This window comes from Shewanella amazonensis SB2B (assembly GCF_000015245.1).
Classification (GTDB): Bacteria; Pseudomonadota; Gammaproteobacteria; order Enterobacterales; family Shewanellaceae; genus Shewanella; species Shewanella amazonensis.
In genome coordinates, this window is sequence record NC_008700.1 from 365,353 (window position 1) to 384,536 (window position 19,184).

18 protein-coding genes are annotated in these 19,184 nt (G+C 49.7%); 7 read left to right on the forward strand and 11 right to left on the reverse strand.

The window, feature by feature from the left end:
* Positions 1-8: 8 nt before the first annotated feature.
* From SAMA_RS01625 to SAMA_RS01650, 7 genes are all read left to right on the forward strand, one after another.
* Positions 9-2,600: a beta-mannosidase gene (locus tag SAMA_RS01625; RefSeq protein ID WP_011758423.1), complete on the forward strand. Its 2,592-nt coding sequence runs from the start codon at positions 9-11 to the stop codon at positions 2,598-2,600.
* Entirely contained in the window at positions 2,597-4,387 is a 1,791-nt protein-coding gene (locus SAMA_RS01630; protein WP_011758424.1) for a sodium:solute symporter family protein, read from the forward strand. The genes SAMA_RS01625 and SAMA_RS01630 overlap by 4 nt, the downstream gene beginning before the upstream one ends.
* Positions 4,387-6,708, forward strand: coding sequence for a GH92 family glycosyl hydrolase (locus SAMA_RS01635; protein ID WP_011758425.1), 2,322 nt, complete (start codon positions 4,387-4,389; stop codon positions 6,706-6,708). The genes SAMA_RS01630 and SAMA_RS01635 overlap by 1 nt, the downstream gene beginning before the upstream one ends.
* A gap of 506 nt (positions 6,709-7,214) precedes the next feature.
* Complete coding sequence (locus SAMA_RS19890) at positions 7,215-7,367, forward strand: helix-turn-helix transcriptional regulator (protein ID WP_380797093.1); 153 nt, start codon at positions 7,215-7,217, stop codon at positions 7,365-7,367.
* Positions 7,368-7,705: 338 nt separating this feature from the next.
* On the forward strand, positions 7,706-8,098 hold the full coding sequence (locus SAMA_RS01640; protein WP_011758426.1) for a hypothetical protein: 393 nt from the start codon (positions 7,706-7,708) through the stop codon (positions 8,096-8,098).
* 94 nt (positions 8,099-8,192) lie between these two features.
* Positions 8,193-8,591, forward strand: coding sequence for a hypothetical protein (locus SAMA_RS01645; RefSeq protein WP_011758427.1), 399 nt, complete (start codon positions 8,193-8,195; stop codon positions 8,589-8,591).
* A 364-nt stretch (positions 8,592-8,955) separates the two neighbouring features.
* Complete coding sequence (locus SAMA_RS01650; protein ID WP_011758428.1) at positions 8,956-9,222, forward strand: hypothetical protein; 267 nt, start codon at positions 8,956-8,958, stop codon at positions 9,220-9,222.
* A gap of 32 nt (positions 9,223-9,254) precedes the next feature.
* Here the strand turns inward: SAMA_RS01650 and SAMA_RS01655 are convergent, their stop codons facing one another.
* The 11 genes from SAMA_RS01655 to SAMA_RS01705 form a co-directional block, all read right to left on the reverse strand.
* Complete coding sequence (locus SAMA_RS01655; protein ID WP_011758429.1) at positions 9,255-10,016, reverse strand: metallophosphoesterase; 762 nt, start codon at positions 10,014-10,016, stop codon at positions 9,255-9,257.
* Positions 10,017-10,096: 80 nt separating this feature from the next.
* Positions 10,097-10,399: a DUF6980 family protein gene (locus SAMA_RS19895; RefSeq protein WP_011758430.1), complete on the reverse strand. Its 303-nt coding sequence runs from the start codon at positions 10,397-10,399 to the stop codon at positions 10,097-10,099.
* 107 nt (positions 10,400-10,506) lie between these two features.
* Positions 10,507-11,022, reverse strand: a complete 516-nt coding sequence (locus SAMA_RS01665; protein WP_011758431.1) for a P-loop NTPase family protein — start codon at positions 11,020-11,022, stop codon at positions 10,507-10,509.
* A gap of 366 nt (positions 11,023-11,388) precedes the next feature.
* Positions 11,389-11,970 carry an SOS response-associated peptidase gene (locus SAMA_RS01670; protein ID WP_232280510.1) on the reverse strand — a complete coding sequence of 194 codons (582 nt, stop codon included), beginning with the start codon at positions 11,968-11,970 and terminating at the stop codon, positions 11,389-11,391.
* A gap of 189 nt (positions 11,971-12,159) precedes the next feature.
* Positions 12,160-12,864, reverse strand: a complete 705-nt coding sequence (locus tag SAMA_RS01675; protein WP_011758433.1) for a phospholipase D-like domain-containing protein — start codon at positions 12,862-12,864, stop codon at positions 12,160-12,162.
* Positions 12,865-13,251: 387 nt separating this feature from the next.
* Entirely contained in the window at positions 13,252-14,034 is a 783-nt protein-coding gene (locus SAMA_RS01680; protein ID WP_011758434.1) for a nuclease-related domain-containing protein, read from the reverse strand.
* A gap of 169 nt (positions 14,035-14,203) precedes the next feature.
* Positions 14,204-14,482, reverse strand: a complete 279-nt coding sequence (locus tag SAMA_RS01685; RefSeq protein WP_011758435.1) for a hypothetical protein — start codon at positions 14,480-14,482, stop codon at positions 14,204-14,206.
* 104 nt (positions 14,483-14,586) lie between these two features.
* Complete coding sequence (locus SAMA_RS01690) at positions 14,587-14,913, reverse strand: hypothetical protein (RefSeq protein WP_041409638.1); 327 nt, start codon at positions 14,911-14,913, stop codon at positions 14,587-14,589.
* A gap of 115 nt (positions 14,914-15,028) precedes the next feature.
* Positions 15,029-15,610, reverse strand: coding sequence for an SOS response-associated peptidase (locus tag SAMA_RS01695; protein ID WP_232280511.1), 582 nt, complete (start codon positions 15,608-15,610; stop codon positions 15,029-15,031).
* 145 nt (positions 15,611-15,755) lie between these two features.
* Positions 15,756-16,583, reverse strand: a complete 828-nt coding sequence (locus SAMA_RS01700) for a hypothetical protein (protein ID WP_011758437.1) — start codon at positions 16,581-16,583, stop codon at positions 15,756-15,758.
* 1,264 nt (positions 16,584-17,847) lie between these two features.
* The gene (locus tag SAMA_RS01705) at positions 17,848-18,786 is read right to left on the reverse strand and encodes a hypothetical protein (protein ID WP_011758438.1); all 939 of its coding nucleotides are present in this window, start codon (positions 18,784-18,786) and stop codon (positions 17,848-17,850) included.
* Positions 18,787-19,184: the final 398 nt, after the last annotated feature.

A 19,184-nucleotide genomic window follows, 5' to 3' on the forward strand; every position in this document is an offset into this window, starting at 1 on the left:
AGAGCATTATGACAACACATTCCTTCGAGCCTTTTGGTCAATCTCTGAACTCTTTGGGGCAATCAATGGACCTGGGCGGCCAGTGGCAATTTCGTCAGCAGGGTAAAGCCGAATGGCTTCCGGCTCAGGTGCCCGGCTGTAACTTTACCGACCTGCTCGCCAATGGTCTGATTGACGACCCCTTCTATCGGGACAATGAAGAAAAGCTGCAATGGATTGAGCAAGAGGACTGGCAGTATCGCAAGACCTTTAGTCTGGATACTGACTGGTGGCAAAACGATGAGGTGCAACTGGTCGCCGATGGCCTGGATACCTATTGCGACCTGTACCTCAATGGCCATAAGCTTGGCGACAGTCGCAACATGTTTATTGGCCAGCGTATTTCCTGTAAGTCGCTGCTGAAGGTCGGGGAAAACCTGCTGGAGATTCATTTTCGTTCACCCATTAAGGAAACCCTGCCGCTGCATCAGGCGGCGGGCTTTACCTATCCGGCGGAAAACGACAAGTCGGTCGAGAAACTCAGTGTGTACAATCGCAAGGCGCCCTGCCATTTTGGCTGGGACTGGGGCCCAAGGTTTGTCACCAGTGGCATCTGGCGTGCCATCGGTCTGCAGGGAATCAAACGAGGCCGTATTGATGGGGTGCATTTTGTGCAGCATAGCCTCAGCAGTGACAAGGCTGAGTTCAGCTTCGATGTGAGCCTGGCGCTGTGCAATACAGACAATCAGGAAGGCGAGCTGAGTCTGCGGGTTGCGTGCCCGGCTGCGCCCGAGCTTAACCGGGAAGTGCCACTTAACCGTGACGTGCCGCTGACTGAACAATCCGCGCTGCGATTGGACTTCGAGCTCACCAATCCCAATCTCTGGTGGCCCAATGGTCTGGGTGAAGCCCACCTATATGAGTTCCATTTTACCTTGCTCGCCGGCGATGAGCCGTTGGCACAGCACAGCCAGGCCGTTGGTCTGCGTACCCTGGAAGTCATCAACGAAGCTGATGGCATGGGGCAATCCTTCTACCTCAGGGTCAATGGCCAGCCGGTGTTTATGAAGGGGGCCAACTATATTCCCGGTGACAGCTTTATCCACCGCATGACACCCGATCGTCATCAGGCTGACTTTGACGCCGTGGTGGATGCCAACATGAATATGCTGCGGGTATGGGGCGGTGGTGTGTATCAGGATGAGGTCTTTTATCGCCTGGCCGATGAAAACGGCATCCTGATTTGGCAGGATTTTATGTTCGCCTGCTCCCTGTACCCGGCCGATGAAGCCTTTCTGGACAACGTCCGCGAAGAAGCGGTTTATAACATCAAGCGCCTGCGCAATCATCCCTGTTTGGCACTCTGGTGCGGCAACAACGAAGTGGACATGGGTATCAAGCATTGGCAGTGGCCTGAGAAGTTTGGCTACAGCGATGAACTCTATGCCCGCCTGAAGAACGACTACATCCGCTTGTTCGATGAGTGTCTGCCTGGGGCCGTGGCCGAGTTGGACGCCGGACGCTTTTATTTGCGCTCGTCCCCCATAGGCTTCTGGGAAGAAGACATGGACCACATAGGCAATCACCATTACTGGGGGGTGTGGCACGGCGAGGAGCCCTTCAGCGAATATCAGAAACGTATTCCCCGCTTTATGAGTGAGTTCGGCTTTCAGTCGTTCCCGCTGGCCTCGTCCATGGCGCGTTTTACCGAGGAGACTGACTGGCATCTGGAATCAAGCGTGCTCAGGGTGCATCAGAAACACCCCCGGGGTAACAAGCTTATTCGCAGCTACATGGAGCAGGAATACCGGGATCCGGAAAACTTCCCACGACTGTTGTTTTTAAGTCAGGTACAACAGGCAGAAGGCCTGAAGCTGGCGTTTGAGGCCCACAGGGCTGCGCGGCCATTTTGCATGGGCAGCCTCTACTGGCAGCTTAACGACACCTGGCCCGCGGCGTCCTGGTCCGGTATCGATTATTACGGCCGCTGGAAGGCGCTGCACTATCAGGCCAAACGCAGTTTCCGCACCGACCTGCTGGTGGTGGATGAGGTCGATGGCGCTGTTCGTGTCCGTTTGGTGAGCGACCGCCTGAAGTCGGTTAAGGCAAGGCTCGTGCTTGAGCTGCTGGACTTTGATGGCAACTGCCTGTGGCAGGAGCAGCAAGCGCTTGATACCCCAAAAAATACCAGCACCCAGGTATGCCAGTTGGAGAGGGCAAGCCTGCTTGGCGAGCACAATCCCTGTCAGCTGATGCTGAGGGGACGCCTGCTGGATGAGCAGGGGCAACTGCTGACCGATTGCCTGTATTATTTTGTGCCGAGCAAAGATCTGGCACTGAAAACGCCGGCGCTGACCCTTGAGCCAAGCTTCGATGCTGAGGGGCTCCGCCTGACCCTTAACACCAATACGCTTATTCGCCAGTGCCATTTGGAGCTGCCTGAAGTTGCCGGTAATTGCTCTGGTCATTGCTCTGGTAATTTTTCCGACAACTTCTTCGATTTGGTCCCCGGCGAGCCAAAGTGCATCCACATTGCTTTACTGGGCATGGATGAGGATACCAAGGCGGCTCTGGTGAAGGGCATTCGCTGTCAATCCCTGGTGCAGGAGGAAACCCAATGACCCTGGCATGGGTGGATTTACTGGTTATAGGCGCGTATCTGCTGGGCACGTTGGGGCTTGGGGTTTATATCTCCCGCCTTGCCAGCAGAGACATGAATGCCTACTTTCTGGCGGGTAAGGAAATCCCCTGGTGGGCGCTTGGGGTTTCCAACGCCTCGGGCATGTTCGACATCGCGGGCACCATGTGGCTGGTGTCCATGTGTTTTGTTTACGGCCTGAAGAGTGCCTGGCTGCCCTGGGTGTGGCCCATCTTCAATCAGGTATTCCTGATGGTTTACCTGTCGGTGTGGCTGCGCCGCTCCAACGTGATGACAGGGGCCCAGTGGCTGCAGACCCGCTTTGGCAGTGGCAGGGGCGCCGAGTTGTGCCAGCTGGTGGTGGTGATATTTGCCATTGTCAGCGCCATCGGCTTTATCGCCTATGCCTTTAAAGGCATTGGAAAATTCGCGGCCATTTTCTTCCCGTGGCAGCTCTCGCCAGACACCTATGCCCTGATTATTTTTGCCGTTACCTGCCTGTATGTGATTAAGGGCGGCATGTATTCGGTGGTGTTTACCGAGGTGATGCAGTTTGTGATCATGACCATAGCCGCCGTGGCCGTGGGCCTGATTGCCATTAATCTGGTCACCCCGGAGCAAATCAAGGCCGCCACCCCGGAGGGCTGGGATAACATCTGGTTTGGGTGGCAGCTCGATCTCAACTGGCAGGGACTGATTGACAGCGTGAACGACAAGATTCGCGCCGACAGTCTGGAGCTGATTGGTCTGATGATCATGATGATGCTGTTCAAGGGCGTGCTCTTTTCCATGGCGGGCCCTGTGCCCAACTACGATATGCAGCGCATTCTGGCGACCCGCTCCCCCAAGGAGGCGGCCAAGATGAGCGGCCTGGTGTCTTTGGTGATGTTTTTCCCCCGTTACATGATGGTGGCCGGTCTTACTGTGCTGGCGCTGGTGTATATGGGGCCGGAAATCCAGGCCCAGGGGGGCAGCTTCGACTTCGAGCAAATTCTGCCCTATGCCATCCATAACTTTGTGCCCGTGGGCCTGACTGGGCTGCTGATAGCCGGTTTGCTGGCGGCTTTTATGTCGACCCTGGCGGCATCGCTCAATGCCGCTCCCGTGTACTTTGTGAATGACATCTACAAGCGCTATTTCCGCCCGGATGCCGAGGAGAGAACCTACGTTAAGGTCAGCTATCTGGTGTCTCTGGTGCTGGTGCTGATTGGCGTGGGTCTGGGGCTGATGCTCTCCAGCATCAACGAGATCATGCAGTGGATCTTTGGTGCCCTCTTTGGCGGCTATGCCGCGGCCAATCTACTGAAGTGGCATTGGTGGCGCTTTAATGCCTATGGCTACTTCTGGGGCATGATGGCGGGCTTGCTGGCGTCCTTGTGTCTGCCACTCTTTATGCCGGGTACTCATCCGCTGTTTGCCTTCCCGCTGCTGCTGGCGCTGAGTCTGGCCGGCTCTATCTTGGGGACGCTGGCGACCCGTCCTGAGCCGGACGAGGTGCTGTGCGCCTTCTACCGTCAGGTACGCCCCTGGGGCTGCTGGGGGCCGGTGCATGACAAGGTCAAGGAAGCCGATCCCGGCTTCGACGCGGATACACACCCACTGCGGGATATGGTCAATATTCTGGTCGGTATGGCCTGGCAAATCTGTTTGGTGGCCTTGCCCATCTACCTGGTTATCCAGCAATGGACTCAGGTGTGGGTGGCACTGGCACTGGCGATACTGACATCCTGGTTCCTGAAGAAAAACTGGTTGGATAAGTTGAAAGATTAATGAAAACAATAACTCTGAAAGAGGGCGCCCTGTCCTTACCACGTCTGACACCCTTGTTGTTAACCCCAACGCTGTTGACCTTCTCCTTACTCACGGCAGTGGGCTGTACGACTACCCACGGCACCTCAAATGCTCAGCAGGTGCACGCCGAGTCCCCGGCGCAAAGCGAAGCCCTCAACCATGTGGATCCTTTTATCGGCACAGGTGGCCATGGTCACACCTTTCCCGGTGCTTTGGTCCCCTTTGGCATGGTGCAGTTGAGCCCGGATAACCCATCCAAGGGCTGGGATTGGACCTCGGGTTATCACTATTCTGACGATACCTTGCTGGGCTTCAGCCACACCCACTTATCAGGCACTGGCGTGGGCGACATGCTGGATGTGCTGGTGATGCCCTTTCGCGGCGACTTTCTGAGCCGCCCAAGAGACGACAAAGACCGTATCTTCACCCACTATGGCCATGACAAAGAGAGTGCGACGCCGGGCTATTACAGCCTGTATTTGCCGGAAGAACAGGTGCAGGTGGAGCTGACCGCCTCCACCCGCGCCGGGGTTCACCGCTACCGCTTTGATGGTGACACAGATGCAAAGCTATTGATTGATTTGGGTTATGCCCAAAACTACGACAAACCCGTGGTGACCTTCCTGCGGGTCGAAGATGAGCACACCTTAAGTGGTTATCGGTTATCTACCGGTTGGGCCAAAAATCAGCCGCTGTATTTTGTGGCGAAATTTGATCAGCCCTTCAGTCATCAACTCTACAGCGAAAACCAGCCCATCAAGGGTGAGCAGCTACAGGCCGAAAAAGGCCGCATAGTGCTGAACTTTGGTTTTTCGTCGACCGGTTCTTTGTCGACCGGTTCTTCGTCGGCTGCTTCTTCTGCCGAGAAAACTGCAAAAGTGGTGGAGGCCAGGGTCGCCCTGTCTTACACCAGCATTGCCGGTGCCAAGGCGAACCTGAAGGCCGAAGTGGCCGACCTGAGCTTTGCCCAAATCAAAGCCAATGCCCGTCAGGCCTGGGCGCAGCAGCTTGGAAAGTTCGAGGTTGAAGACGGCAACGAGGTCAACAAGACCAAGTTTTACACCGCGCTCTACCATGCCTTTGTCGCGCCCCAGGTATTCCATGATGTGGATGGCGCCTTTTTCGGTGCCGATGGTGCCGCCCATGCCAACCCGGGCTATGGCCGTTATTCATTGTTCTCACTCTGGGACACCTTCAGGGCTCTGCATCCGCTGCTGACGGTCAGCAACCCCGAGCGGGTCGATGACATGGTCAAGTCCATGCTGGGCTTTTATGACGAGACCGGGCTACTGCCCACCTGGGACCTGATGTCCAACGAAACCGACGTGATGATTGGATACCATGCGGTGCCCGTGATTGTGGACGCCTATCTAAAGGGTTTAACAACCGCGGACCCAGAACACATCTACGCCGCCATCAAGGCCTCGGCAATGCAGGATAGATTTGGCATCGACAAGTTCCGGGAATACGGCTTCGTGCCTTCGGATCTGGAAATTGAGGCCGTGTCCAAAACCCTGGAATATGCCTTCGATGACTGGGCAATAGCACAAATGGCCAAAGCGCTTGGCAAAACTGAAGACTATCAGGTGTTCAATCAACGTGCTCAGAGCTACAAAACCCTGTTTGACGCTGAAACCGGCTTTATGCGCGGCAAGGATCATCAAGGTAACTGGGTAACGCCTTTCAATCCCACCTATGTGGAGCACCGCAACACCGACTACACCGAGGCCAATGCCTGGCAGTACAGCTTCTTTGTGCCCCATGACGTACCGGGCCTAATGGCCTTGTACGGAAATGAGCAGCGCTTTGTGGCCAAACTGGATGAGCTTTTCTCCACCAGTTCTGAGATGCAGGGGGATGTATCCCCGGATATTTCAGGGCTTATTGGCCAATACGCCCACGGCAATGAGCCTGTGCATCATGTTGCCTACCTGTATGCCTTTACCGATAAAAAGCAGCAAGGTGAAGCGCGTATCAAAGAAATCCGTGACACCATGTATCTGGCGCAGCCCGATGGTCTGGCCGGAAACGATGACCTGGGTCAGATGTCGGCCTGGTATGTGTTCAGCGCTTTGGGCTTCTATCCGCTGAATCCCGTTGGCGGCGACTACGTACTCGGCACCCCTCAGTTCGCCAAAGCGACCGTGATGCTGCCCAATGGCAAAGCGTTCAAGGTAATCAAGAAAGGCGAGGGATGGGTGAAGGCCCTGTGGCTTAATGGCAAAAAGCACGATAGCGCCATCCTCACCCATCAGCAGCTATTGGACGGCGGAGAACTGGTTTTCGAATTGGCTGAATAAGCCGTAGTGACAGTCGCTGTGGGTTGGGCGCCCAATTGTTGATGAACGCTTTTGTGCGCCTTCCTCGTTTGCCAAATACAGCAAACAACCCTAAACAGCTATTGGCGCTTAAAATAGAAAAATCCTGTTATAGCGAGGCCATAACAGGATTTTAATAAGGCGTAGCTGAGGCAAGCTTATTCCACGTTCTGGATCTGAACATAGAGTATTATAATAAACTGTTTAATATCAGAACTTTAAAATTTTTTAAAAAATATTTTCATAATCAGGTCACCAGTAAGTCACCACTAAAGCAATCTAGGCGAGGTCTAGGAAGTGATTGGTTGATTTCCGGAAGCTAAAAATTTATCTGCAGCGTCTTGGTGTTTTGATGCTCTTCAAGCACCAATCGACGAGAATGACCTTGGCAAAGCTTATTCAAATTTTTGGGAATTTTTGTGGATAGGTCAGCATAAGACTCCTTTGGCAAGTTCAGGAGTAGTCTCATGATTCCACGCCTAATCAAAATGGCTGATGTAGTTGCAATAGTTGGTCTTAGTGAATCAACCATAAGACGGAAAATGGATGATGGTACATTTCCCAGGTCTGTTGTCATCAGCGATGGAAGGAAGGCGTTTCGGTCTCAGGACATTGAAGCGTGGCTGAAATCTCTCGTGTAACCCTAGAGCTTATTCGAAATTTTGTTGCAGATATCCACTGAGTCAAAATGCCCCTGTCATATCTCAATATACAGGGGCGTTTTTCATGATTTTCAAAATCAAAGACATAGTCGAACTACTTACTGTGAGTCGTTCAACATTGAATCGTATGATTAAAAAAGGTCAGTTTCCTGAACCGAACGCAAAAAACTCCAGAAACAAGTTCTGGACCGAAAAGCAGTTGAAAGAGTGGGAGTCATCTTTGGAATCTAACTATCGCTGATAGTGGCCATTGAGCCAAATTACCCAGGTAGGTGCCTACTTATCGATGACCTTAATTAACTACTTTGGAGGACAGAATGAATCCACTGGTCATCGAACAAACACGCAAGGGCTCTAAACTAGGCTTGCAGCGCCACAAGGTGCTTTTGCTGGCAAACACCAAGCTGAATGAGAAAGGGCAGCTTGAGCCGGAGATGAGCCGATACATAGTGCTGCATTACAATCTGCAGGGGCATCAAATCGGGATCAGTATCAGCGGGTCAATTCAGGCCAAACATCCTGAGCTGCCAGGCAACTACCTTACTGGTGATGTCATGGCGGCGGTCTTAGATCATTATCTGAAGGACATAGAAGCGTTTTGTGAGCTGTTCAGTGCTCACTTTGAACAGCTCTTCGGCAAACCGCCTAAGGTGTTTATCGAGGAAATTGAAGCTCATCTGGCAACAGCAGTACTCGAATTAAGGCGCTAACCCCTGAGCGAGCCAATTGGCTCGCTCTTTCTTTCGCCATTTTCCCACTCGCGAGCCTACCTATCTTCGAGGACACATAATCAAGGAGACCAGTATGTCTGTCGCAGATACTCAGTTCGTTCGCATCTACAAACGCAAGTCCAAATCTCCGTGGGATGACCACCACACCATGCTGTTGCTGGCCGATGTGTTAGATAGTGATGAAGACTCAATCGAGCTCGGATTCTCACGCTACATCTACTTGCACCGCAATATCCTTGGCCAGATTTTGGGGATCAGTACCAGCAAATCCATTCAGGCAGAACACCCTGAGTTTGAAGGCCAATACCTGTCAGGAACCGACATGTACGCCATCCTGCTGTGTTATCTGGATGAAATTGTACGCTTTTGTGACTTGTATCGGGATGAGTTCAGACTGGCGTTTGGGTTGACGCCGGAGGCCTTTTTTCAGGCCGCTGAGGACTTATGGATACATGAACTGTCGGAGGATTAACCCTCCAAACTCAAAGCGCCCCTGTGGGGCGCTTTTCTATTAGGCAAGAAGCGGGTTACTTCTCAAGTTTTTTTGGCAGGTATTGTACAAAAACCAACCAGACCGAAAGGGCAAAAATCGCTATTGCTATCAGCGCCATGGCAACACTCATGGTACATCCCCTTAAAATGGTTGAACTTAGACTTTATCTCATTAAATTCAATACTAATGATACAAGCCATCTTTGCAAGGGCTGAGCAATCTCCGAGTGTAAAGGCTCTTATAGCACGCTGAAACGGCACACCCGAGTGCGACAACGGCACTCGTCGGCAAACACAGCCGTTGTATTGGTTCTACCCTGTTGAATTGAATAAAGGACTATTGGATGTCAGTAAAAACCGCTGTGGACTATGCTTTTGTCGTCGCTTTCCTGATGACCTTTTACATCCTCAACGAGCTGGGAAGGCCCCTGCTGGGTTCCGCCATGATGTCTGTGCAATTGTTGTCATTCGCAGGCTATCGTCATTACCACGTCCCTAAGTCAGGCGAGTCTTTCAGCATGGCGCTGAAATACATCTTTCTGCTGTGGGTCATTTTTCCCATAGAATGGGCGCTGCGCAACTTAAGGTCGAAGCCATTCAAAGAATCTTGAGGAGCTACTGTTCAAGCCTTTGTATTGGTCAATCACACACCGCGCTTCGCCAGCGTTAGGCTAAAGCTTGGGTCAAAGCTTTCATTGACTTCGCCCTTATAGCCCTTGGGATTAGCCAGAACCTGGCATGCGCCCAGATAGTAATTCGAGCTTGTGTGTAAATGCCCATGCAGCCAGTAGTCTGGTTTATGCTCATCAATAAAAGCACTCAAATCGGAAGCATAGGCCGCTGTCACTAAGTTGTCCTGGTAGTACGCTGGAACCGACAGCATGCTCGGCGCATGGTGAGTAACCACCACATTTACAGAACTCTTGGAGCTGGCTAGGCTTTCGGCAAGCCAACTTAGAGACTGATTATGAATACTGGCCACATCAATGGATCTCAACTTTGAGTAAGAGGGTTCTTTGCGGATTTTCTTGTAATCCCTCATCACTTGTTGGCACTCGTAACCAGCCACCCGAGGGTCACCGAACAGCTTGAAGTCCGCCCACAGCGTGGCACCATGAAACCGCACACCATCAATCTCAACACTCTCGTTTTCGAGGATATGAATATTCTTGCCAGCAGCATGCTGCTTCACCTTACCTAGCAGGCTTGGGTAGCGATGGTTATAGTACTCATGGTTGCCCATCACATAAATCACCGGACAGCTAAACTCCTGCCGCACTATCCAGTCAATGCCTCTCACACCAACGTCTACGTCTCCGGCCAGCACAACGACGTCCGCGCCATCGGCTGGAGCATGGAAGTCTTCAAATTCGATGTGTAAGTCGCTGTAAAGTCGTATATTCATGGTAATTTTTAAGACAGCGGTTGCAATGATTCATAACCGAATCAAATCACAATTGATGGTCTGAGTGCCACTGTCACTTGTTAGGCGCGATACCACTCACTGCTTTTGTACTTTTCAGGTATTTCTTGCCCAAGTGGGTCGTCATATCCGAGCCTTTCTAGCTCATCGAACCATTGGTCACGCTTTGATTCAGGTAGCCTTGCGCCGCACCAGGGACAAAACTGGATCGTGATTGAAGACGTACCACCGTCATGAATAACTATCCCGTACTCATTGAATTTATCAGAGGACTTGATTAGGTGGTCTGGGCATTCAAGTGCATCAGCATGAAGATCACACCTGTAATTTGCCTGGCCTCTCATTTGCTCGCAGCAGTGATTCATGTAGTGCCTAACGCCGCATTAAGGTGTGAGCGGCGCTTGGCTATACTCGAGCGAAGCGAAACTGCCAAGCGTTGCGAATCACTCTTAAATGCTTTGTTATATGCGCGCTATTTAGTTTTCGCTAAAGCAAAGTCATTTAACTCAGACACTGTTTTGATTATGTAGACTTTTTTAGTACTCGAGTATCCCATTAGCTTAGATAAGAATTCATCGTTCCAGAATTTAGGGCATAACTTGAGTGTCTTATAGCTATTCAATGTACCTTTCAATATTGAGCTCCCTTCAGGCCAACCCTCAGGCTTGATAAAGAGCCCTTTCAAGCAGCGTTTAGTTACAAACCAGTAGCTAATAGAGTAAGGGAGATCAATGTATACGAGGGTATCAGCTGCCGCTAAACGCTCGTTAAAGGAACTGATAGGACCAAAACCATCAATAATCCACGATTCTGAACTCAAAATATCGTTATGTGCGGCATCAAATACCTCTCGTGCTACGAACTCACCATTTGGCTTATAAACAATTGAGTCTAGTTGATAAAGCGGGAGCTCATTCGATAACGCTAAAGCTTTGCTTACTGTGGATTTTCCGCTACCGGGCTTTCCAAAAACGGCTACCTTTTTCATTTGAATCCTCCAAGATGCTGATTCCTAAAAGGTAGAAAGAGAAACCCCACCTTCTAGGGCGGGGTTGATTTGTTCAAAACATACAAAAATCCCACCATTCCTAAGGAATGATGCTAATTCGGTTGTTAAGATGCGTTGGATTAAATTTCATACAGCTACTCTTATCCAGATGCGTTTGGTTGTCAATTTTTCTTTGTGTAACGGAGAATCCTTCGCAAAAGCATATAACATTTTAATAGTGCGACCTTGCAAGATTTTCCAAGCTTACAAGCTTGCCTACCTTGCAAGATAGCCTTTTGTTTTTCCCCAAGCACCTAACCAGCTTGGTAACCATTTCTAGGGCTATTTGCTGTACTAAAAGCCGCCTCAGTGCTGTGCTTCCACCAAAATCCCCAAGCTGTGCTCATTTTGCAGCAGTGGCTGAAGCTGTTCTGGCGTAGAACAGAACCAGAAATCGATGTTGTCTGGGTCGATAAACAGCGGCATGCGGTTGTGGTACGGGGCGCAGCTGGGTATCGGGGCTGTGGTTAGGGTAACCAACTTGGCTCCGGTGGGTTCGTTGAATACGAGTCCGGCCATCAACAACGGCTTGTTGTTGGCGGCGCTGAAGAGGTACTTAACCTTTCGACCTTTTTCTCTACCGTCAGTGCCTTGCTCCTGACGCCATTCGTACCAGCCTGAGCAGGGCACCAGGCATCTATGTTCAGAAAAGGCGCGTTTGAAGGTTGGCTTTTGCATGACGGTTTCAGCCTGTGCATTGATAAGGATCTGCTTCGCCCAGGCTGGCTTAATGCCCCAAGCCGTATCCAGCTGCTTAAGCGAGCCTTGTTCATGCACTAGGGTCGCAACTGTCTGTGTCGGGCGTAAATCCCTATTGTCGCTGGCGTGAAAGTCCAGCCCGAGGATCTCACCAACCCACTGGCACAACGGATCGGCTATTACATTCATCCGGCCACACATTCAACGCGCCTCCGATGTCCATTACACCCAATGAGCTTACAACGACTTACGTGGCCGCAGGGCCATGAAGCAAGCCTGCGTGCATACACTTAACCTCGTAGACAAATAAACATGAAAGTTTGCGTTTCGGGTAAAGATTGAGGTTGGCTGAATGCCACCGTCACTTATCAGCCCTATTTACGTGCCAATCCTCCATTCTGGAGCAACCCAATCAGAACGCCAATCTAGTTCTTCTGACATAGCAGCTATTTGACCGTATTCCTTAAAATAGGCTTCTACTATTGCTGGTTCAGTTATATACAAGGCATTTTCAAGTGACATTGTCGCGTTCTTTGTTAAATTAAATGATCCAGTCCAAACAGCATAGGGTGTTACTTTTTCAATACCATATTCTTCTAGGCTGGCTTCTACTTTTGCAAAAATTAAAAACTTATTGTGCATTCGGGGAAAAGCAGGTGTTTTATCTCTATTATGGTTACCAACGCACCTAACTGGTTCAATAGAAGGATCACCAAGAACTGATACTGAACTCAATATATTCCCAAATGAATACCGAGTAAGAACACAAGTTAAATTATTATATTTAGTTCGCAGGGTACTTTTAAAATCAGTTCTTGAGCCAACATCTGGCCGAAGAAAATCTTCTTTTTGAACAATTATTGAAACATTATCTTTTTCAGCCAATGCGTCAAGAATTGAGTAACTAGTCAACCAGGCAACCGCCCCAAAGACCGCGTCAGCTTGTTTGATATGCGCAAGCAGGTGATTTTCTATGTCTCGAAAATATACTTTTGTGCCTGTTGGTGATTCGATGCTGTTATCGATGAATCTTTCGTTATAATTCCCATCATTATCGATTTGGAACTTATTTAGATCTTCCATACAACTTTAAACCTCCTTTATACTAATGATTCGCTGTACAGGTGTCGGCCTCCGTGTTTTCTCGTGGGTTAGTCAAACCAGAGTCACACTGTTTAATGAACTTTCTCTATCAGGAAAGACAAACAATCACAGTAGGCCGACATGTCTAAAGCTAACACACTTTTTATCGGTTTGGACGTGCACTAGGAGACCACGGATGTGGTCTGGATTTCTGATAAGTTGGATGATGCGGCACGCACTCTGTCATCAAGCGCTGGCACAGCTCCTTTAAACCAGCAGCGTGTAAGTTATGTTTAATGGCTGGTCTGCAAAATGTTAGCCCTGTCGCCGCTATTCATATGCCAGTCTCTATGTTTGTGACAACATCGTCTGAGTGGCGAAACACGATCAACTCAGTTCTTCAATAGCCCTGCATTTAGGGTACGAAGAGCATCCCCAAAATCGCTTGCCTTTGTTGTCGCCACGCTTTGACTCCCGCATCACCATTTCTGAGCCACAGCGAACACACTGCTTGTTCTGGCTTTTGCAGGCTACCAGCGCTTTCACATGGTGTCTGTGCTTGATATCAGTGACAAGGCCACGCTTTAACTTAATCTCTTCAATCCGCGCAATGAGGCTGTGATACTCCTCATCAGAAAATACGACCTGCTCGAAGGTTTTGATGTGACGCACGCAGCCACTGGCATAGGTCACGTTATCCGGCATCTCGGTCTTAAAGGTGCTGTCACCAATGAACACAATCACAGAATGCAGTTTCTCAATGCCGATGCCTAACAGTGACTCCAGCGTTTTCACATGTTTATAGTTTTGATGCAGCGGATTCTGAAATTTGGAGGAATGGCGATAGATTTTCTGTGTCCATTGCCGCTGGTTTACAGAACCATAAATCCAGCCCTTCATGTTCTTGGTTTCCACCACAAACACCCCAAACCTGGAGACCAGAACATGGTCAATCTGGGTGGTGCCATCCTCGGTCGGCAGGGTCACATCCTTTACCAGCGTATAGTCACCGTCAGATGCTTGAGCCAATCCGGATAATTGTCTGTTGACCAAAAACTCGCCGAAGACTCCTTTAAACCAGCGACTCTTAAAGATCAGCGCAACGGCGACAAGCGGAAAGATGTACCAGACCTGCGCAAATGCGCCTGAAAAAAGCGCCCAAAAATCCACAAAACCTCCTTGTTTGCATGCGACAACTCATTGGATGACTGACGGGTCAGTTTATAACCCCTTGATGAGAAGTCGCTTGGTAGTCTGCTTAAAGTCGCGGGGCTTCGATGGGGTTCAGATCGTGCAACTTTCAGTGCCTGTCCTATCTTTGGATATGATGAGATTTTATCTACTTACGGAGAGTCTTTTCCTCCTGATAAGTTTTTAGAGTATAAAGAGCTTCTTGGGATATAGGATGCACTGAGTCTATATTGGAAACTATATTATTAATAATGTTGAAGCTTTCTATTACGAAGGTGTCATAACTATTGTTATCCCATGATTGTATGAGCTTACGGTTTGCTACCCACAGACGAAACATATCTGAGGTTTTAAAATCAATATTACTAGAAGCGAAATCTTCTATCTCAGTATTGAGCAGTTGATAGACACGCGCACTTTTAATCATATAGTCCTCCTTGGACTTAAGTGTTACACAGAGAAACATAACGACTATACTCAGAGGCGGCGTTCAGCCGTCCGTTGGAGTGCTTTGTCATGTGGTTTTTCATATTAATTTTTGTCCAACTCCACATCAAGCAAACGATCTTCGCAAGAAGATAGTTTTTCTTTAAGCACCTCTACTTCCCTTTTCAAGTCTTGAACCTCAACGCCATTATCCAAATTTGCAAATAACTCGCTTGCCTCTTCCCTGTTTAAATTTTGAAAGCTACTTATTGACTCCAGCGAGTATATTAAATAGGCAATGACAACATACAAACCATACTCAAAATAATACACGACACCGCAAGCAATAACTGCCTTAATAAAGGTGAATAATACGACAGCAAACTTTCTACTTTCTCTTAGACCAGCTATTCTAGGATTTTCGTAACTCATAATTTCTTACCACATAACATTTTAATAGTGTGACCTTGCAAAGTAGCCTTTTTTTCCAAGCCCCTAACCCACTTGGTAACCAGTTCTAGGGCTATTGGCTGTACTAAAAACCATGTCAGTGCTGAGCTTCGACCAAAATCCCCAAGCTGTGTTCGTTTTGCAGCAGTGGCTGAAGCTGTTCTGGCGTAGAACCAAACCAGAAATCGATGTTGTCTGGGTCGATAAACAGCGGCATACGGTTGTGGTACAGGGCGCAGCTGGGTATGGGGGCAGTGGTTAGGCTGACCAGCTTGGCTCCGGTGGGTTCGTTGAACACCAGTCCGGCCATCAGTAGCGGCTTGTTGTTGGCGGCGCTGAAGAGGTACTTAACCTTTCGACCTTTTTCTCTACCGTCAGTGCCTTGCTCCTGACGCCACTCGTACCAGCCTGAGCAGGGCACCAGGCATCTGTGTTCGGCAAAGGCGCGTTTGAAGGTGGGCTTTTGCATGACGGTTTCAGCCTGTGCATTGATAAGGATCTGCTTCGCCCAGGTAGGCTTAATGCCCCAAGCGGTATCCCGCTGCTTAAGCGAGCCCTGTTCATGCACCAGAGTCGCCACTGTCTGCGTGGGGCGTAAATCCCTATTGTCGCTGGCGTGAAAATCCAGACCAAGGGTTTCACTCAGCCACTGGCACAGAGGATCGGCTATTACATTCATCCGGCCACACATTCAACGCGCCTCCGATGTTGTCTTACAAGTGAAGCATACGCCTACTTACGAGTCCGCATTTACAGGAACTCGACAGTTCGAAAAGTCCCTTGACTTGGCGTATTAAATTCTGACGGAATACCACAGTCACTTGTTAGCTGCCCTTTAAACCACCGACCATTTTTTTAAAGCTATCTTTATGTCTTTTTCTTGAGGCTAATTCAGCAATAAGGAAACTCAGACAAGCTTGCAAGCTTTCAGCTTTAACTAAACATTCTTCGTCAGTTAAACTATGAACTCCTTCGCTAAGAAGGCTATAGATTGTTCCTAATGGGTTTAGTCCGTCAGGTTTTAAATACTCTGGTAAAGCATTGTTGGCGATTTTAATTTTATCGCTCATTGGAGACTCTTTTCGCAGTTCATCTATTGCTATTTTTATAGGATCATTTGCTTGAGATGGGTCTAGGTCTGATGCGAGAAGATCTAAAAGTTTAACTATGTTAAGTTCAACAATTCTTCTGAAATACGCAAAAGCGGCAATTCCATAACCGTTACTGAGAGATATTAGAGCTTTTTCATAGTACTCGGCATCTTCTTTAAAAAACTTTTGAAGTTTTCCATCTCTTTCAAGCTTTTTACGGGGCCGTTGCCCATATTTTTGAATCTTCACAGTTTCTTCAGTTACTTCTTGTTCTACCAAAAAAGTATGATTCTCAGTTTTACAAGATACGCAAGTGAAGGTGAAATACGAGGTTCCTGATTGTAAAAACTGTATTTTTCCCATTGGGTGGTGGCTAGTAATACCGCCTAAGCTCCGAAGGTCTTGAAACGGCCTTATTTGGTTACAAGTTTCACAGAATTCATCAATTTCCCTAATCCAAAGACTCGTTCTCATTTTTTCAGGCTGAGCAAATGTCTTCCATGAATATAAAGGTGAATTTTCCAGAAATTTCTTAATTCCTTGATCCGATAAAGTTTCCACGTGACTCCTGATTTCTATGGGCAGCTAACATTTGAATAGTGCGTATGCGCATAATCTCACCTCCGACCACTTGGCAAGAACTCACGCAACACACTGTTTTTAAGAGCGATGATTTTCAATTTAAAAAATCATCATGGATGGAAAGTGCTCCTGAGAAGAGTCACCACAGGCATCACATTCAATTTGAAGCTCAACCTGAAATTCCACCTTCGAAGCCGCTTTGGCCTTCAAGCCAAGCGCCACCTGAGGCATCGCCCCAATAGCTGCAAGGTAAGCTACCGCCACTGGCACTAGCTACCAGACAGCACGCAGGTCTCCACACTATTATTCGTCTCATCCCTGAGACTCACCCCAACGGGGCCAACCTTATGGTTGTTCAAATCTGTTCCTGACAGATTTGTCGCCCATGGCACTGACTACCAGACAGCAGTGTTCACCTGATTTTCACTATCTGAGCATTAACAATGAGTTAGCCAGCCTAAGCCATATGCAAAGCTATCGCAGGAGGGGATGTGGGTCTGTGATGGGGGTCGAAAGACGGGCGCATCCCTGCTGCAATTGCTCTCAGTTGAACTCGACATTGAGCCAACCGTCAGCGCTACTAATGTGCCTGTTTGAGCGCATTGTATGCAATCCATTGTTTGTTATTGCCTGAGCCAATTTATCCCAATCCCACTGGTAAGACAAGGGTACTAGTTAGGCGCAGCATGCTTATCTAAAATAATGATTATCAACATGATTCAATCCATTCATTCGGGTGTAAAACTTCCGTTTTATGCTGCATTTAAGGCTCGGCTAATTTGCATAGTGCGAGCGGATTGTTTCGATTAGCCCGTTTCTTCAATACCAAATGGCGTTTGATCGACTCAGATCCGGTTTGTTTGCCTTGGCTGGGCGTAACTAATCAGTGAGAACCCTAACGGGATGTAGGTGGGTTAAGGGCGTAAACGACTTGGCCAAAAAGGCTGGGTTGGTTTGTGCCAGTATTAACCCATCGACAAGGACAGGGTGGCAGCTCGCAGGCTTCTTGCTACAAAGCAGCCTGGTGTTCTCTGGCACTTTATTGAAGTGGCCCGTGACCCAATTCCACCGAGCAAAACTTATGAGTACGTGATGTTTGAGGGAATTCGAACCCACGTGACCTTTTGGTCTGCCACCTTAATGTGATTGGCTGCGGCGAAAATGCGGCAGTGCAATCCGCTCGGTATGTCACGGAGCAGCGGCGCATATGCGCCGCTGCTCCGTTTTGTACTGCCAACCCCGCTTAAGGGTAAAACAGCGCTGTGAGTTCCTGACAATATACGGTGCGATAGATGATGGCCTTTTGCAGTCGCTCGACTTCGGCGTGGTTGAGTGCCTCGCCTTTAGGGCTGCGCTTGGCTGCATTCGCGCCAGTGGCCTCGGTAAGCAGCTGCTGATGCAGGCGTTTGGTGTCGCTCAGGATGTCCATGTTGTGGGAAAACAGCATCACCTTTTGGTAAAGCCCTGACTCAAGACCGTTGGCCCACTTCTTAAGAATGGTCTGGCGCTGCTTTTTGGTTTTGAAGGCGTGCTCCATTTCAATCGCAGCCAGGGTGCCGGAGGGTTCCTGCACCAGACCATCGATATTGCGGGTACTGTTTTCGGGATGCAGGCGACGAAACTCGGTTTCGCTGATAAAGCGCTGCCACTGGGGGCTGAAATCCGCCTCCTGACGGGTATTGAGCAGCCCACGCATAATGACAAAGGCGCACATTAAATCGTGCATGATGGTGTTTTGATTTACCCGCTGCGATGGCTCAGACACAGAGCGGTAATGAATGGCGATGCCCATCAGCTCCTCCGCCATTCTGGCGCCGGAGAAGCTTAATACGTACACGCGGCCATCCACCGAGCGCGGTGTGCGCACATCAACCAGCAAACCCTCAGCAACCAGCTTATTGAGATGCTCCAGCGCCAGGCGCCTGTTGGTGCCATAAAAGACTTCAATCAGACTGGGGCTGATAAGGCCAAAACGGGCCACCATCTTGATGGTGAGATTGCGCCTGGACTTACCCGTTTGGCAGCGATTGCTGCCGACCTGATAGCCCATGTCGATGCTGAAGAAGGGGCGATACTCATCCCTGACGGATAAGAGTGCTGCTGGTTTATTGCCGGATGACGGCGCTGCTGTCTTATTGCCAGATGACGGCAAGGGTGGTTTGTTGCCAGAACCGTTTGTCATGCTTCCTCCCTGATGCGAGCCTGAGACAAGTTCAGCATTAGGTAAGGCCACATCACGCAAATTCAGCCCAATCAGCCAGTGCCAATGTCGCTATGAAGTGGCGAGCTTCATACCGACAGTGACAGCGGGATGCTTCGCACCCCGCACCGGAATCACGCCCGCTGTGATTACCGGTATAAAGCACCGCCTTCGGCGGGTTCGGCCTTGGCTGCGCCAACGCCTCATATGCTCTGGAGCGCCCGCCGCTGCTGATGTCTTGCCATCATCAGCGGCTTACGAACTTCGTTCTAGCGCCCCACAGCATGAAGCGCGCATGTACCGAGCTACGCTCTGTACTACCCGCATTTTTGCCGCGTTTGGTACGGGGCGATGTGGCCATCGCGTTTCCCGTCCCTGCC

Coding starts and splice junctions, on each gene's coding strand:
- SAMA_RS01685 (WP_011758435.1), bottom strand. CDS start 14,482: ATGATTAAAAGTGCGCGTGTCTATCAACTGCTCAATACTGAGATAGAA.
- SAMA_RS01665 (WP_011758431.1), bottom strand. CDS start 11,022: ATGAAAAAGGTAGCCGTTTTTGGAAAGCCCGGTAGCGGAAAATCCACA.
- SAMA_RS01625 (WP_011758423.1), top strand. CDS start 9: ATGACAACACATTCCTTCGAGCCTTTTGGTCAATCTCTGAACTCTTTG.
- SAMA_RS01705 (WP_011758438.1), bottom strand. CDS start 18,786: ATGACAAACGGTTCTGGCAACAAACCACCCTTGCCGTCATCTGGCAAT.
- SAMA_RS19895 (WP_011758430.1), bottom strand. CDS start 10,399: ATGAATCACTGCTGCGAGCAAATGAGAGGCCAGGCAAATTACAGGTGT.
- SAMA_RS01690 (WP_041409638.1), bottom strand. CDS start 14,913: ATGAGTTACGAAAATCCTAGAATAGCTGGTCTAAGAGAAAGTAGAAAG.
- SAMA_RS01695 (WP_232280511.1), bottom strand. CDS start 15,610: ATGAATGTAATAGCCGATCCTCTGTGCCAGTGGCTGAGTGAAACCCTT.
- SAMA_RS01675 (WP_011758433.1), bottom strand. CDS start 12,864: ATGGAAGATCTAAATAAGTTCCAAATCGATAATGATGGGAATTATAAC.
- SAMA_RS01655 (WP_011758429.1), bottom strand. CDS start 10,016: ATGAATATACGACTTTACAGCGACTTACACATCGAATTTGAAGACTTC.
- SAMA_RS19890 (WP_380797093.1), top strand. CDS start 7,215: ATGGCTGATGTAGTTGCAATAGTTGGTCTTAGTGAATCAACCATAAGA.
- SAMA_RS01670 (WP_232280510.1), bottom strand. CDS start 11,970: ATGAATGTAATAGCCGATCCGTTGTGCCAGTGGGTTGGTGAGATCCTC.
- SAMA_RS01645 (WP_011758427.1), top strand. CDS start 8,193: ATGTCTGTCGCAGATACTCAGTTCGTTCGCATCTACAAACGCAAGTCC.
- SAMA_RS01630 (WP_011758424.1), top strand. CDS start 2,597: ATGACCCTGGCATGGGTGGATTTACTGGTTATAGGCGCGTATCTGCTG.
- SAMA_RS01635 (WP_011758425.1), top strand. CDS start 4,387: ATGAAAACAATAACTCTGAAAGAGGGCGCCCTGTCCTTACCACGTCTG.
- SAMA_RS01640 (WP_011758426.1), top strand. CDS start 7,706: ATGAATCCACTGGTCATCGAACAAACACGCAAGGGCTCTAAACTAGGC.
- SAMA_RS01650 (WP_011758428.1), top strand. CDS start 8,956: ATGTCAGTAAAAACCGCTGTGGACTATGCTTTTGTCGTCGCTTTCCTG.